Raw genomic sequence first — 14,962 nt, 5'->3', positions numbered from 1 at the left:
TAGCGTGAGATGGCGATTCATGTACGCTTTCTTGCTCAGCGCCTTGGGCACGGCCGCGCTGCTGCTCGTCGGCTATCAATCGGTCAATCTGATCGTGCGCCTGGACTACTCCCCGGTCAATTCGCCGGACAAACGTCTGCTGAACTGGGCAATCGAAAGCGTAGGCTCGGGTCCGATTATGGCCGTGGTGGGCGTAGCGGCATTCGTGCTGTTATTTTTCTTTTTTTCCAGAAGAATCATCAGCGGATTGGAGGAGATCGCGCAGGGCATCGAGCGAATGGCGGAAGGGGATTTGTCGCATCGGCTGGAGGTCACCTCGTCGGACGAATTCGGTCAGGTCGCCAAAGGGCTGAATACGATGGCGGAGCGTCTGGAGCAGTCGATCGCGGAGGAACGGGCAGCGGCCAAAGCCAAAAACGAGCTGATCACGGGCGTTTCGCACGATTTGCGGACACCGCTGACGTCGATTTTGGGCTTTTTGGAGTACGTGGAAAAGGATCGGTATCAGGACGAGACGGAGATGCGTTATTATGTGAACATTGCTTATGAAAAAGCGCTGATGCTCAAAAAGCTGATCGACGATCTGTTCGAGTATACCCGTCTAAGCGGAGGCCTGCCGGTTGAATTCGTGCCGTTGAATCTGGGCCGCTTGGTACACCAGGCTGCGGAGGAAGCGATGCCGATGCTTGAAGCTGCGGGGATGAGCTACGAGGTGACCGGAACGGAAGACGAGCTTCGAGTGAACGCGTCGCCGATCGAGCTTGTCCGGGTGTTTGAGAATTTGCTCAGCAATGCCGCAAGGTACGGCAGCGACGGAGAACTTGTCGAGCTGGACGTAGCGCGCGAAGGAACCCTGGCTCGGGTGACGGTCAGCAATTTCGGCGAACCGATCCCGGAACGGGATTTGCCGCATGTGTTCGATCGTTTTTACCGGGTTGACGCTTCGCGTTCGCAGCATACGGGCGGCAGCGGCTTGGGGCTGGCGATTACCCGGACGATTGTGGAACTGCACGGCGGTACGATTGAGGTGTTCAGCGACTCGGATCGCACTGATTTCGTATTAAGGCTACCGTTGGCTTAGCGGGAATCGAATGTCGGAATATATGCAGAACCGTCTTTTTATAAAAAGGGCGGTTTTTGTCATGAAGAAGAACATCAGGAAATCTTAAGGAATCCGCGCACTATTCGTTAAGAATCCGTTGGTAGCCTATACGAGAAACAGCTGATCGCGATGATCCAGCTTTGAACAAAGATCAACGGAAAAGGCGGCGAGTCGAATGGGGATCGAACGGATGATGCGCAAAGGTGGAGAATACAGGAGCGGTACCGCAACGGTCCGAGCCCGATATGCGGCGATTGCCGCGAGTTGTTTATTATTGGCCGGGATGCTGACGATTACGGCTCAACAAGCGGCAAGTTGGGTGATTCGGACGATGCCCCATTCCGCGCATTTTGCGGCACGCGCCTTGCGATGGGGCGTGAACCATGTCGGGATGAGACCGATGTCGGTGCTGGGTTTTCTGGGAATAGGCGCCTTGTTATTTTGGCTGCGTGCAGGGAAATTGGACGGCGACCTGCGCGAGTTGTCGCGTGCGGCGCGAGAGTTGGCGGACGGCGTGCCGGTGCGTCCGGCTCAAGTGCTGTCCAGCGGGGAACTGCATGAACTTGCGCAACAGTTGCAGCGGGCCGATCGACGAATGCGTGAGTTGGAAGGATTCGAGCTGGCGGGTCCTGTCGAGGAAGTTAAAGTCTATGATTCTGCTCAAGAGCATGCGTATACGCCCAATCGTCCGCGCTTCGGCAGGAGATTGTAAGGGTGGAGCGCATGGCGAAGATTGAGCAGGTAGCCGAATCCACCAGGGCGATACGGCAAGGGAGGACGGGACACTTTTCTCGGAGAGTACGCTGGGGCCTGTATGGGTTATTTGACTTGACGGTAGTAACGGCCGTGTTGGCATTAGGGGTACTGATGTACATGCGTTTCTACGGGGAATGGGTAGTGGATCATCGGGCCGATGCGCTTCAGGCGGCTTCTTCTGCCGTGATCCAGGACCGGACAGGAACGGCGGTATGGCGTGCTTCCCTGCCCGAAGGCGGCTATCGGGAAGTTGCATCCGCCGCGGAGATTCCTTTGTTGATTAAGCAAGCTTTTATCGCGACAGAAGATCGGCGCTATGCCTTGCATGAAGGGATCGATTATACGGGAATCGTCAGAGCGGCGGCGGTCAATATTCGAAGTGCGGGCATGGCTGAAGGCGGCAGCAGCATCACCCAGCAGCTTGCGCGCAACGTCTACCTGACGCTGAATCAGACCTGGATACGCAAGCTGAACGAGGCTTCGATTGCGCTGGCATTGGAACGCCATTACGCCAAGGACGAGATCCTGACGATGTATCTGAACGAAATCTATATGGGCCGGGGACAATACGGGATCAAGGCGGCGTCCCGCCGTTACTTCGGCACGGCGGAGCTTAACCGGTTGGAGTTGTGGCAGATCGCGATCCTGGCCGGAATTCCGAAGGCGCCTTCTGCTTATAATCCGGTCGACGATCCCGAGCGGGCGGCCGCAAGAGCGGAAGTCGTGCTTGGCCTGATGGCTGAGCAGGGCGTGATTACCGCCGCGGAAGCGGACTCGGCGGTTGCCCGGGCGGCGGCGTACGAAGCGCCGCGTCAGAGTGCGGGAGACGCGGCGGGCACGGCCGCGTATGCCGTTGCCGCGCTGCGCGAAGCCGCGCGGAAGACCGGTCTGCCGGAGGAGCGGCTGCGCAGCGGCGGCTACCGCATCGAGACCGGTCTGGACGCTGCTGCGCAGGCAGCGTTGACGGGCGTCTTCGCGGAAGACGCCTATTTCCCGCCGGATATGGGCGGGCAGCAAGCGGAAGCGGCGATGGTAGTAGTCGACCATCGCGACGGGGAGGTTCGGGCGCTTGCAGGCGGCCGAAACGGGGACGGCGCGGGGCTGAACCGCGCCGTCGGTATGCAGCGCCAGCCCGGATCGGCTTTCAAGCCGGTCATCGCTTACGGGCCCGCGCTGGAATCCGGCGGATTCTCGCCGGATTCGGTCTTGCCGGACGTGCCGCAGACGTACGGCGGGTATTCGCCGCGTAACGTCGGCGGGGTGTATCGCGGCAGTTTGACCATGACCGAAGCGCTAACGCGTTCGATCAACGGCCCGGCGGTCTGGCTGCTGAATCAGACCGGAATTTCGCAAGCGATCGAGTTTGCTGCTCGTCTGGGCATCGAACTTGGGCCGGAGGACGAACATTTGGCGATTGCCCTTGGCGGTCTGCACGAAGGGGTCTCGCCCCTTCAGCTTGCCCAGGCGTACAGCGCTATTGCAAACGGAGGCACGTTTCGTTCCGCGCACTTCGTTCGCTCCGTCACGGACGCGCAAGGGCAAGAGATTTACCGCTTTGATCCGGAAGCGGAGAGCAGACCCGCGATGTCTGCTTGGACTTCGGCAGCACTTGCCTCCATGTTGCGTAACGCTGTTGCCGAAGGAACGGGCCGAGCGGCCCGACTTCCGAATCGCATTGTCGGCGGGAAGACCGGAACGGTCGCTCTGGCAGTGAAAGGAGTCCCGCAAGCCGCCAATCGGGACGTCTGGTTTGCAGGCTTCACGCCGGAGTGGACGGCGGCGGTATGGATGGGATTCGATCGAACGGACTCCGGGCATTATCTGACGGTATCGGGTTCGGCCGCCGCCGGATTATTTTCGACAGCGATGGGGAGGATGTTGGCCGGGCGATAAGCGCAGTGTTTGGCCTAATCGTCATAACAGGAAGCGGCGGGTGAAGGATTGGCTGTTTCCGCAGAATTCCGTCCTGTTTTCGATACGGGCTCAGGAAGATTTTCCGAATCCTTCCGCACACACGATCCCCGTTTGTATCAGGCTTTGAAGATATTGTTTGGCTTCTTCCAGCTTTTGCTGGGCATGCTTGATTTCGGTGATTTTTTCTTCTAGCAAATGATGCTGTTCTTCTATCGAGCAGCCCATTCCGGTAATCATCGAGCGGATCTCTCCAATAGAGAATCCGATGTCCAGGCTGGTCTTCACGACATCCAGATGGCGCAAAATATCTGCGTCATAGACCCGGTAATTATTCGGATCGCGCAGCATATACTCATCAGGGATAATGCCCATTCTTTCATAATAACGAATCGTAGAGATTGGCAATTCGGCGGCTTTCGAGACTTCGCTAATTTTCATGAAACCCTCCGTTTCTAATACGTTGAACGCATTCCATTTTAGGTTCAGCGTGGTCCGTCCATCTATCAAGATCCGCTCCGCATCGATGCATTCAACCTGATCGGGCGAGCGTAATCCGGAGCAGACGACGTGTAGCGGATCGACATGACGCTTAGCGCTCCAAATTGGGGAATTGAGATTTGTAACGGAACGAGGCGACGCTTAGCGGTGAAAAAGGCCGATTTTCGTACTCATTTCACCCGCTTTTTCAGTTTAAGCGTCCCTACGATCCGTTACAAATTTTAGATCGCGAAAATGAGTGTCCCAGCGGATATGCGATCCGTTAGGGCGTTTCTTCAAACCTCGACGGATGTGGATGCTGCCGAATTTTCGTTCGAATCGAACGCAAACTATAAAATCAATTCGGTCGACATGCCGCGCTTGCTATAAACCATGGTTTATAGTTTAGACTCCTATTTGTGAGACGGTAATCGACCCTCACACCTTACCATAAATTCAATTCAAAGGAGTCTGAAACATGGAAACCACTCAACAAAACTACCTGCGCGACCTGATGAAAGGACGCCGCTCAATCCGAAAATACCGTACGGACCATAAAATTTCAAAAGAAGAATTAACGCGTATGATCGAAGAGGCTTCGTCGGCGCCTTCTTCGGCCAATCTGCAACCGTGGCGCGTCGTGGTCGTCGAAAGCGAAGAAGGCAAAGCCAAGCTGCGTCCGCTCGTGATGTTCAACACTCTGCAAAACGATACGTCTTCCGCGATGCTTCTCATTTTTGCGGACACTCAGCATTATAAGCAGTCGGATTATATTTTTAACAAAGCGGTCGAAGAAGGCAAAATGCCGGCAGAGGTGCGCGACCAGCAATTGGGAGCGATTAACGCGCACTATCCGCAGCTCCCGGCAGACAAGCTGAACGAAGTCTTGAAGATCGACAGCGCCTTTTTCGCGATGCAGTTGATGTTGACAGCCAAAGCTTACGGCTACGATACCAACCCGATCGGCGGATTCGAAGCCGATCGACTGGCGGAAGCTTTCGATCTCGACCCTGAACGATACAGCCCGGTCGTCATCTTATCTCTTGGCCAAGCAGACGAAACGGGCTATGAGTCCGTACGCCTCACGCCCGAGCAAATTACGTTCTGGCGTTAAATCGCGGCGAGGTACAACCGCGGATCGTAAGTGATTGTACCTCGTCGCACTTAAAATTATCCCATACAAAAAAAGACTTCGATCCGAAGGATCGAAGTCGACGTGTCTAGAAAGCCCAACGTAGCTGGAAGCGAGAAGACGGAGAGAGAAATTCAGTGCAGGAGCGTTAGCGCTCGCCTTTGAAATCGGGAAAATACAAATAAAACTTCAATCCTTTTTTCAGATTTCAACACGCGACCGGAACGAATTTCTCTCGCAGTCTTTTCGCTTCCCCGCGCATACGTAACTTTCTCGACACACTGAGACTTTGGCCCAGAGGAACGGGTTACCAGATGCTAACCCGCTCCTCCGGAGCGACGTACATCGCGTCTTTCTCCGTGACGCCGTAAGCTTCGTAGAACTGCGGGAAGTTGCCGATGGTGCGGTTCACGCGGACTTTGTTGGCCGAGTGGGTATCGACGGAAGAGACGTAAGCCGCGTATTCGCGATTCATCGTGGAACGCCAAATGGTAGCATATCCTTCGAAGTAGGCTTTGTAATCCGGGTTTTCCGTCTGCGACAGGACCTGAAGAGACGTAGCCATGCCGCCGAGATCGGCGACGTTTTCGCTGACGGTCAATGCGCCGTTATTTTCAACACCCGGCAAAATTTCCACGCCGTCATAATACTCCACCACGCGCTGAAGCTTTTGCTGGAATTGTGCGTAATCCTCTTCGGTCCACCAATTCACGGCGTTGCCGTTTTCGTCATAAGCGGAGCCCAGGTTATCGAAGGCGTGACTGATTTCGTGCGCAATAACCATACCGATCGCGCCCATATTCGTTTCATGCTTCGCGTCGATATCATAGAACGGTGCCTGCAGAATGCCGGCCGGGAAAACAATTTCATTGTTCAGCGGACTGTAGAAGGCGTTGACCGTATAAACGCTGGTTGACCAAGCATCTTTGTCGACGGGCTTGCCCAAAGACTCGACGACTTCTTTGTTGGAAGCTTTGGTAATCGCGATCGCATTCTCGAATAACGAACCGTCGTTTTGGACGGATACGATCTGCACGTTCTTCAGGTTGTCTTTGGCTTTGTCCGGGTAACCGACTTTGATTTTCATCGTATCGAGCTTTTTGAGCGCTTTAGCCTTGGTGGCTTCGGACATCCAATCGAGATCCTGAATCCGCTGTTTGTACACGCCGATAAACTGTTCCGCCATTTTTTCGACGTCCTGCTTGGCTTCAGGGCTGAAGTAGCGCTCCGCGAACGTTTGTCCCAGATAGTCGCTCATGACGCTTTGGGTCAGCGCGATCGCTTTTTGCTGCCGGGTTTTCTCGCCGACCACGCCATACAGTTGAGCTTGGTAATCTTGGGCCAGCTTCTCCAAGTCTTCGGATAACACGCCGCCCATACTGCTCAGCAGCGACGTTTTGGCGTAAGTTTTCAATGCGCTCAGATTTTCGTCGGTTAGCAGCTCTGCCGATTTTTTGGCTAAGCCTACGTCTGTGACAATGATTTTATCCGCTTTGTCCAGACCCAGCTCTTTTAATAGGTTATCGGTATCGATGCTTGGGAAAAGAGCTTTGAATTGCGCTTTGGTGTACGGGTTGTAGTATTTGCTTACGTCAGCCTGATCCTGCGCATCCATGGAGGCCGCCGACAGTTGTTTCTCCAGTTCGAACATCGATTCGGCTTGTGCTTGAGCGCTGTTTTCCTCGACGCCGGACAGTTTGAGCAGATTGGCCAGATAACCGATAAAGGCTTCTTTGACTCTCGTGTCCTCGGAAGTGTAGCTGTTCTTATCCAGACTTACTCCGAGTGCACTGAAATAGAGCGCGTTCGTGTTGCTGTCCTTGGCATCGCTCATGACGCCGAAGCCAAGCAGCGATCCGGTTCCGATCTTGCTTTCGATTTCCAATGTCGCATCGAACAACTGCTGCACGCTGGTCGCCTGATCGATCGATTTCAAATACTTTTCGATCGGCTGAATGCCTTGTTGATTGCGATGCTCGACGTCGAGCGCGTTGCTGTAAAAATCCGCGATTTTTTGTTCGACGGAGCCGGACGTTTGTGGACCGGCGGCGATCCGGGTGATCATTTCGTTGAGACGTTTTTCGTTGGCGACGGACAATTCGTTAAATACGCCGTTCGTCGCTTCGCCGGCATCGATCGTCGACTTGTTCAGCCAGTCTTTATTTATGTATTCGTAGTAGTCGTCACGCGGATTGGTACCCTCCAAAGCCATGGCCCGATGCGTAAAAGTCTCGAGCTGCTCCAGAGTGACCGGATCGGAGGAACCTAACTCGCCGTCCGCAGTGCCTGCCACGATGCCCGCATCGGCAAGCCGGGCCAGCTCGTTCTGTGCCCAAGTCGGAACATCGCTGAAAGTAGGAGCCGTGCCGATCTGGCGCAGGTCGTTGCCTGTCGGTGTTGGGAGATTAGGAAACGCGCGGCCGAGCATGACCAATGCTTCGATGCGGGAAACGGAGCGACTTTCCGCGATATTGCCTTGGGCATCTCCTTTTAAAATATCCGATTTACTCAAGTCAGGCGAATAATCGTCCGTAATGCTAAGCAGATAATCGACGACCTGAGCCCGGGTGAGCGTCGCTTCTTCCGCATGCGTCAGGCCTGTTGTCGGCATTGCTGCGAGCAGCAAGGATGAAGCTAAGATCAGTTTTGCAGCTTTTTTCACTTGAAACCCTCCTAGAAATGAATGAATAGGTCGTGTTGTCGAGAATCGCGCTTGCGTATTTGATAAAATACGGCAACGGAATAAACAACGGAACGGCAAGAAGTCAGGAAAAAGATAAAAACTTATTACGTTGACCGGTAATGACGTTAAGTTACGACTTTCGAAAACCCGCTTGAAGCGTGCGTGTTTCCAAGGGACGCAAATCTTAAATAGAATGCGGTCAAAGTGCTAACTTACCTGCTTTCCTGCACTATTACGGGATTTGGAGATAAAAGGTTTCAAGAAGGCGATTATGGTTTTGAAGGATATTTTGGGAAACGATAGTTGTTGTCTGTTTTTATCCGAAACAAAAACCGCTCTCCGGCATCCCATGCCGAAAAGCGGTTTTACTATCTCACGCGAACATTACTCCCACGAAGAGATCGTCGTCAACGTGCCTTCAATCTTATAAGCCCCGAATCCGGCAGGGAGGATGAAGTGATCGCCTTTTTTCAGCGCATATTCGCCGTCTCCGCCTTTCAGCGTGCCTTCGCCGTCCAGAATACTCACGATCGTGTAACGTTCGCGGCCTTCGAATTTCGCCGTGCCGTCCACTTCCCATTTTTCCACGGTGAAAAAGGAGTTCGATACGAACTTGGTAATCGTCGCGCCGTCCACGTGGTCCGTCTCGTACGCGCCGCCCGTGTAGGATTGCGGCACGGTCGTGACTTCGATCGCTTTTTCCAGATGCAGCTCGCGGCCTTGGCCGTTGGCATCTTTGCGGTCGTAATCATAGACGCGGTAGGTGGTATCGGAGCTTTGCTGGGTTTCCAGAACCACGATGCCCGCGCCCAAAGCGTGGATCGTTCCGCTCGGCACGTAGAAGAAATCGCCCGGCTTCACTTCGATCTTCGTCAGCAGCGTATCCCATTGCCCGGCTTCGATCATCGAACGCAGCTCCTCATGGGACTGGGCGTTGTGGCCGTAGACGATGGAAGCACCCGGCTCGGCATCGACGATGTACCAGCATTCCGTTTTGCCCAGCTCGCCGTTCTCGAATTCGCGCGCGTAAGCGTCGTCCGGGTGTACTTGCACCGATAGGTCGTCGGAAGCGTCGAGAATTTTGGTCAACAGCGGGAAGACGTCGGACTCCGAATCGCCGAACAGCTCGGGATGATCGGTCCACAGATCGCCCAGCTTGGTTCCTGCGTAAGGTCCGTTATGTACGATGCTTTGTCCGTTCGGATGTCCCGATACCGCCCAGCATTCGCCGGTCTTGTCATTGGGAATATCGTAGCCGAACAGGGTGTTCAGCTTGGTGCCGCCCCAGATGCGTTCCTGGAAAACGGGAGTGAGGAAAAGCGGTTCGCGTACGGTTTCTGGCATGGGTTTTCGCTCCTTTTTAATACTTGTGTAAGATAACCAACAGAAGGAAATAATATATTTAGGTCATATAACTTTTAAAATCAATGATTTTGTAATAATTCCACATAGTTAGGGATTTTATCGTCCAAGTAATCCATTACTTTTTTTGTAGTTGCATTTTTTATCGTGGTGATTTCCACTGCATGATACTCTCTTACAATAGCCTGAACGATTTGCTTTGATGTTTCGTCTTCAGCTTCCAATATAGAACAAGGGTTGTAACTTTTCAAAACAATATCAGGTCTCTTTTTGCTGGTGCTTCCTGTGCTGTTGGTAGTATTGTATCCTTCAAAATGACCTCTCAAAATATCTTCATATTGTGATCCTCTTCTTGCTCCTAAATTCCAAAAAGAAGATAAAAAAGACTGCTGAACTCCTCCTTTTTCTATAAGAGTATCGCATGAAATATCTCTTTCTAATTTACGCTTTTGCTTAGCTTTTATCGGAATTCCTATTTTGGGTTCTTCTAACATTTGTTTTAAACATTTTACTGCGAGTTGTTGAACAAGAACATCTATACTTAATAACCTTTTTATCCATTCATTACTAAATATAATAAATTGAAAATTAAATTCAGATTCTAACATTTTATATTTGTCTATGTCTTTATCCATGATGTTAATAGCATAGTTTTCTGGAATATTGTAAGTGCGGACCAAATTAGAGTATTCATAATCCGCGTGGTCTATATATCTTCCTGCCAGCGAGCTTGCAATTTCGTTTGCTTGATTTAATTCTTCCGTCACTAACACGAATGATAATGTGCATTTATTGGCTGGACGGCCTCCTCGCCTTGTGGAAGTACTAAATGCTTCATCAATTGCATCAAATACTTTTGGAATAGTCGTTTCTTCCTCTTGAAGCTCGGTATATAAGCTGGTTTTTTTACTTGCATCAATAGAGTCAATATACTTCCAATAAGAAGAACTATTCAAACGGTTGATGTTTCTTCTAATAATACTTTCTTTTTCGGAAGGAGTAGGCAAATCCAATTCATAGTAACTAGCCATTTTTGAATGTTGACGTTCGCATTCGTCGTAAAAAGATTTTAAGTATTCTGGAACGTTTCCTAAAATAATGAACAAGGTTTTTCTCAAATCTGTTCTAGCCAGTCTTACAAATTGTTGAGCTACATGTTCGCCCATTCCTGCGCGATTAGCAAGGAAGTCTGTTTGTGAAACACCTGCTAACGCAGCTCCGAAGTATGCTCTTTCAGCATTATCAGCGATAACGATTTTAACCGCGTCGCTACTATAACTATTCAGTTCCTCTAGCCAATTTTGTTTGTCAGTAATATTGATAAATTCACAAGTTCTAGTTATTCTTTCTAAAATGCCTAAGTCTTTAGGATTTCTCATTACGATTTTCTGCCAAATATTGTCGTTTCTATATTCTAATTCGTTTCTTTGAATTGCTTTTCTTACTTTCAAAAAATCATTCTCTAATTTGTCGCTAAATAGAGTTTTACCTGCACCTTGCGGCCCGTATATAGCTAATGCGTGAGAAGAATCTCTCGAAACGACCTTTTGTAAGGAATCAGACAAAAAAGCTAAAAATGAATCCCAATGATCTAAATAAATACGATAAGAATGCTGGTACTTTTCATTGTATCTCATGTCTTCTGCCCTATTGGGGAAGGAAATTCGATTGTATTCAAGCATTTGATTCACCTCCTCTATCATATTACACTATTCCGTTTGATTGATTTCGATTTTCGTTTGGAATCATAGTAAAAAAGTAAATGCAGAAACGAGCTGAAGTTTTTTAAAAAAGTTGAAAATCAGTACGCCTGATGCACCAACGACGCCGCGCCGATCAATCCGGCATTTTGGCTCAACGCTGCCGGAACGATCGCCGTGCGGCGGCCTGACGGGCTGAGCGCGTGCTGCGAGACGTAGCCGCGAATCGCGTCGAACAACGGCTCGCCGATCTGCGATACGCCGCCGCCGATCACGAGCAGCTCGGGATCGAGCGTGTTGATCAGCGAAACGCAGCCCATGCCGAGACGCTTGTAGGTGACATCGATCAGTTCGCGCATTTGGGCATCGCCGTCCGCGGCCAGGTCGAACGCTTCTTTCGTGCCGACCGGACGTCCCAGCAGCTCGGAAGCCTGGCGCGCGATTGCCGTGCCGGAAGCGATCTGCTCCCAATACCCTTCGGTTCCCGCCGCGCCCGGCTCGACCATGATGAAGCCGACGTCGCCCGCGTTGCCGGATGCGCCCGTAATCAGTCGCCCGTGCATGTAGATGCCGGCGCCGATTCCCGTGCTCACGGTGATGAAAATAAAGTTGTCCGCTTCTTGCGCCGCGCCCAGCCATTTTTCGGCCAAAGTCGCTGCCGTCGCATCATTCTGAAAATGGATCGGCCATGCGCCGAAGTGTTTGCGAAGCTCGTCGACGACGCCGAAGCCGTGCCAGGAAGGCAGGTTGGGCGGGCTGTCCAGACGTCCGTTTTTGGCGTCGAGCGGTCCCGGTGCACCGACGCCGATGCCTTTGACGTCTGCCGGAGCAATGTTCTGCTGCTCCAACAGGCCGTTAACGGCCTGAGCGGTTTCCTCGATCAGCTGCGAAGGGGTTTTGGCAGGGTCTGTTTTCAACGATTGCTGCGCCAGAACGGTTCCGGTCTCGTCTACGAGTCCGATAGCGATCTTGGTACCGCCGATGTCGATTCCGATAGCGATCATGATAGTCCTCCTCGATTATACGCTTTAACTTGACAAAACTTGACGAAATTAATTTCTGTAAAGTAACATGGAACCAGCATAGCATAATTCAGCGCGGGCGAATAGCGTTTTCATTCAAGGAGGAAAAGGATGGCCAGACCGAAAAAAGTGTCCATGCAGGATATCGCGGATCAGCTGGGGATTTCGAAAAATGCGGTATCGTTGGCTTTGTCGGGAAAAAGCGGCGTCAGCGAGCAAGTGCGGTTGATCGTCCGACATAAAGCGGAGGAGATGGGGTACGTTCCTCCGGGTGCCGCGGCCAAGCCGGAAGCGTCGAGCCGGAACATTTTACTGCTCGTGCCGGAACGGGTCGTCAGCCATGAGGATAGCGAACATTTTCGTTTTTTCCATGATATGCTGTGGATTCTGGAGGAAACGGTTCGTGCGCACGGCTGCAGCGCGGTAATCGTTCGGATTGACCGCCGAATGGAAGAACGCCTGGAACTTCCGAGCTTATACGGAGAGCTGGAGCATATCGGAATCATTTTGTTCGGGATCATCGCCAAGCCGTATGCGCATATGGTTTGGGAAACGGGCGTGCCGCTGGTCATGCTGGATTCGTATTATCGGGACATGAACTGCGCCGCTGCCGTTTCGGCCAACACGGAGGGCGCCGAATCGGTGGTGCGGCTGTTGATCGAACGCGGGCATCGGAAGATCGGGTTTATCGGTCCGGCCAATCTGACGACGAGCCATGAAGAGCGGTGGTTCGGGTATTGGCGGGCGATGCGTGAAGCGGGGCTGCCGATCGAGGAGCGAATCACTCTGTTGGAGGCCGATGATTTTGACGAGGTGAAAAACGAACAGCAAATCGGTGCCTTTTTGGCAAGGCTCGTCGCGACGGATGCGCTGCCGACCGCCTTTTTCTGCGGCAACGATCGGATCGCTCTGCTGCTGATCCGAAGACTGCGCGCGATCGGCATATCGGTACCGGAGCAGATTAAGGTGGCCGGATTCGACGGATTGGAGCAGGCCTGCGCCCCGGATTCCGGCCTGTACGTCACGATTCGCGCGGACAAAAAACGAATGTGCAGGTCGGCGGTTCGGCTGCTGCTGGACGGTTACGGCGAGAAGCGGCACGCGGTGAGATGGACGACGGCAGGGCAGCTGATCCCTGTATCGAATGAAGCCGGCATCGACGTGCGCAATTTTACGGTTTGACCGACTTGAGCCGCAAAATCAAGGATAATTTGCGGTCGCGATCCAAAAAAGGCGCTTCATGCCGAGCCGCTCAGCCCTCTGCTTACAAAAATTTTCCCGTGTAGTGTCAGAACTGCAACTAAATCATGCGAGGAAAGGTTTATATATAAGGGTAGGGTGTTTTTCCACCGCATCTTAATAATCGCATTTATAGAGGAGGACTTTTCCCATGAAAAAAATCCTGATTGCTTCGCTGCTCGGCTCCGCCGTTCTGGGCGCATCCGCCGCTCAAGCCGCTCCGGCCACGACTCCCGCAGCGACGATGACTCCGGCATCCGAACCTGCCGCGATGATCTACGGCAACGACGGTCTGGTAACGCCAAGCGCGTACCCGTTCTTTATCAAGAGCACGCTGTATGCGACGGCTGACGTCATCAAGCAGCTCGACATCGACGGTTTGATGATCTCGTGGGATCAAAAGACCAAGACGTACACGTACACGCGCGGCGACAACGTAGTCAAAGTGATGGCCGACAGCAACATCGCGTGGGTGAACGGCAAAGAAGTGAAGCTGCAAGGCTCGCCGACGTTCAAACGCGGCGTGCTGCGCGTTCCGGTCGGCATCATCGTCCGCGGCGTAGGCGAATCCATCAAATGGGATAAAGCCAACGAAACGCTGTGGGTCGGCGATTCGATCAAGTAAGGCGAGAAAAGATCGGGCAGCGCGAACGAAAATCGTGAACGCGAACCGAAAAGACCGCTTTCCGCTGCCCTTAGGGGCGCGGAGAGCGGTCTTTTTTCGTCTTCTTGTTATGGTTGTCGTTCCATAGAGCGGCCCCGATTCCGAAAATCATGCCGGAGACGGCGAATTGCATCAAGTAAGTCCGTCCCATCACTGCATCCGGAATCAAAGAAAAAGGATCTCCCCAAATCTTCAGAGACGCGAATGCGGGAAGCAGGCCGATAAGCATGCATGCCGCGGCAAGCGCGATACTTTTCAACAGACGGGAGATGACTCTGGAACAGATCGCCCAAACGACGTGGTATAAAGGCAGTGCTAAAAATCCGAAAGGAATCAAGCCGCTCATCCATGCGAATGCCCAATCGAATTCCTCTTGCCCGCTTGAGACCCAGCCAACAGCCAACACTCCGCCGATGTAAGAAGCTGCGGCGAGCAGGATTCGTTTGAAGGCCGTGCGATCCAGATCGGCTATTTCCTTGCGACGTACACGATCGAGATTTCCGTTCATGACAGAGGACTCCTTCCCGTTGATCCGTATGCTGCATTTCACCTGAATAGACGCATGCAGAACGAAAGGAGTTTTGGATAAACGGATTTCGGTTTGCGAAACCGATAGCACGTCGGAAAAATTTTAACGGATCGAGACGACGCTTAGCGCATAATTTAAGCGATTTGAAAATTCTAACGGAACCAGGTAGCGCTTAGAATGAAAATAGGCGGGTTTTGCACGGAAAAAAAGCCCTAAAAAACGGCTAAAGGATATACAATCCGTTAAAGTCGTAAAAGCCGTTCATTCGGGCTTGTAAAGGATATGCGATCCGTTAGACGCAAAAGTCAGGCTGGACGGAATCCTAATGCAGTCCAATGCGGTCCGAACCGCATCGGAAAAAGCCGCACAAATAAAAACTCCT

Annotated in this window: 12 protein-coding genes; 6 read left to right on the top strand and 6 right to left on the bottom strand. The window is 52.3% G+C overall.

What is annotated here, in order from left to right; translation table 11 throughout:
- Positions 1–19: 19 nt before the first annotated feature.
- From SACSAC_RS24750 to SACSAC_RS24740, 3 genes are all read left to right on the top strand, one after another.
- Positions 20–1,081 carry a sensor histidine kinase gene (locus tag SACSAC_RS24750; RefSeq protein WP_245608697.1) on the top strand — a complete coding sequence of 354 codons (1,062 nt, stop codon included), beginning with the start codon at positions 20–22 and terminating at the stop codon, positions 1,079–1,081.
- A gap of 196 nt (positions 1,082–1,277) precedes the next feature.
- Positions 1,278–1,814, top strand: coding sequence for a hypothetical protein (locus SACSAC_RS24745; RefSeq protein ID WP_037291103.1), 537 nt, complete (start codon positions 1,278–1,280; stop codon positions 1,812–1,814).
- 11 nt (positions 1,815–1,825) lie between these two features.
- Positions 1,826–3,751: a transglycosylase domain-containing protein gene (locus SACSAC_RS24740; protein ID WP_037293715.1), complete on the top strand. Its 1,926-nt coding sequence runs from the start codon at positions 1,826–1,828 to the stop codon at positions 3,749–3,751.
- A gap of 90 nt (positions 3,752–3,841) precedes the next feature.
- On the opposite strand, the gene SACSAC_RS24735 is transcribed toward SACSAC_RS24740, so the two are convergent.
- Positions 3,842–4,210: a MerR family transcriptional regulator gene (locus tag SACSAC_RS24735; RefSeq protein WP_037291102.1), complete on the bottom strand. Its 369-nt coding sequence runs from the start codon at positions 4,208–4,210 to the stop codon at positions 3,842–3,844.
- A gap of 517 nt (positions 4,211–4,727) precedes the next feature.
- Here SACSAC_RS24735 and SACSAC_RS24730 point away from each other — a divergent pair.
- On the top strand, positions 4,728–5,363 hold the full coding sequence (locus tag SACSAC_RS24730; protein WP_037291101.1) for a nitroreductase family protein: 636 nt from the start codon (positions 4,728–4,730) through the stop codon (positions 5,361–5,363).
- 325 nt (positions 5,364–5,688) lie between these two features.
- Here the strand turns inward: SACSAC_RS24730 and SACSAC_RS24725 are convergent, their stop codons facing one another.
- From SACSAC_RS24725 to SACSAC_RS24710, 4 genes are all read right to left on the bottom strand, one after another.
- Complete coding sequence (locus SACSAC_RS24725) at positions 5,689–8,043, bottom strand: M13-type metalloendopeptidase (RefSeq protein WP_245608696.1); 2,355 nt, start codon at positions 8,041–8,043, stop codon at positions 5,689–5,691.
- 405 nt (positions 8,044–8,448) lie between these two features.
- Positions 8,449–9,408, bottom strand: a complete 960-nt coding sequence (gene manA, locus SACSAC_RS24720; protein WP_037291100.1) for a mannose-6-phosphate isomerase, class I — start codon at positions 9,406–9,408, stop codon at positions 8,449–8,451.
- 80 nt (positions 9,409–9,488) lie between these two features.
- Positions 9,489–11,108: a hypothetical protein gene (locus SACSAC_RS24715; RefSeq protein WP_037291099.1), complete on the bottom strand. Its 1,620-nt coding sequence runs from the start codon at positions 11,106–11,108 to the stop codon at positions 9,489–9,491.
- Positions 11,109–11,227: 119 nt separating this feature from the next.
- Positions 11,228–12,130, bottom strand: coding sequence for an ROK family protein (locus SACSAC_RS24710; RefSeq protein WP_037291097.1), 903 nt, complete (start codon positions 12,128–12,130; stop codon positions 11,228–11,230).
- 129 nt (positions 12,131–12,259) lie between these two features.
- On the opposite strand from SACSAC_RS24710, the gene SACSAC_RS24705 reads away from it, so the two are divergent.
- A complete protein-coding gene (locus SACSAC_RS24705; protein WP_037291096.1) occupies positions 12,260–13,330 on the top strand; it encodes a LacI family DNA-binding transcriptional regulator in 1,071 nt (356 codons plus the stop codon).
- Positions 13,331–13,538: 208 nt separating this feature from the next.
- Positions 13,539–14,012, top strand: coding sequence for a copper amine oxidase N-terminal domain-containing protein (locus SACSAC_RS24700; RefSeq protein WP_037291094.1), 474 nt, complete (start codon positions 13,539–13,541; stop codon positions 14,010–14,012).
- 70 nt (positions 14,013–14,082) lie between these two features.
- On the opposite strand, the gene SACSAC_RS24695 is transcribed toward SACSAC_RS24700, so the two are convergent.
- Entirely contained in the window at positions 14,083–14,559 is a 477-nt protein-coding gene (locus SACSAC_RS24695; protein ID WP_037291093.1) for a hypothetical protein, read from the bottom strand.
- Between the last annotated feature and the right edge of the window lie 403 nt (positions 14,560–14,962).

Origin of the sequence: Saccharibacillus sacchari DSM 19268 (genome assembly GCF_000585395.1) — a bacterium.
Lineage (GTDB): Bacteria > Bacillota > Bacilli > Paenibacillales > Paenibacillaceae > Saccharibacillus > Saccharibacillus sacchari.
The sequence above is the reverse complement of the archived record's forward strand: the minus strand, read 5'-3'. Positions and strand labels throughout refer to the sequence as shown.

Coding starts and splice junctions, on each gene's coding strand:
- SACSAC_RS24710 (WP_037291097.1), bottom strand. CDS start 12,130: ATGATCGCTATCGGAATCGACATCGGCGGTACCAAGATCGCTATCGGA.
- SACSAC_RS24695 (WP_037291093.1), bottom strand. CDS start 14,559: ATGAACGGAAATCTCGATCGTGTACGTCGCAAGGAAATAGCCGATCTG.
- SACSAC_RS24730 (WP_037291101.1), top strand. CDS start 4,728: ATGGAAACCACTCAACAAAACTACCTGCGCGACCTGATGAAAGGACGC.
- SACSAC_RS24705 (WP_037291096.1), top strand. CDS start 12,260: ATGGCCAGACCGAAAAAAGTGTCCATGCAGGATATCGCGGATCAGCTG.
- SACSAC_RS24735 (WP_037291102.1), bottom strand. CDS start 4,210: ATGAAAATTAGCGAAGTCTCGAAAGCCGCCGAATTGCCAATCTCTACG.
- SACSAC_RS24700 (WP_037291094.1), top strand. CDS start 13,539: ATGAAAAAAATCCTGATTGCTTCGCTGCTCGGCTCCGCCGTTCTGGGC.
- SACSAC_RS24750 (WP_245608697.1), top strand. CDS start 20: ATGTACGCTTTCTTGCTCAGCGCCTTGGGCACGGCCGCGCTGCTGCTC.
- SACSAC_RS24715 (WP_037291099.1), bottom strand. CDS start 11,108: ATGCTTGAATACAATCGAATTTCCTTCCCCAATAGGGCAGAAGACATG.
- manA (WP_037291100.1), bottom strand. CDS start 9,408: ATGCCAGAAACCGTACGCGAACCGCTTTTCCTCACTCCCGTTTTCCAG.
- SACSAC_RS24740 (WP_037293715.1), top strand. CDS start 1,826: ATGGCGAAGATTGAGCAGGTAGCCGAATCCACCAGGGCGATACGGCAA.
- SACSAC_RS24745 (WP_037291103.1), top strand. CDS start 1,278: ATGGGGATCGAACGGATGATGCGCAAAGGTGGAGAATACAGGAGCGGT.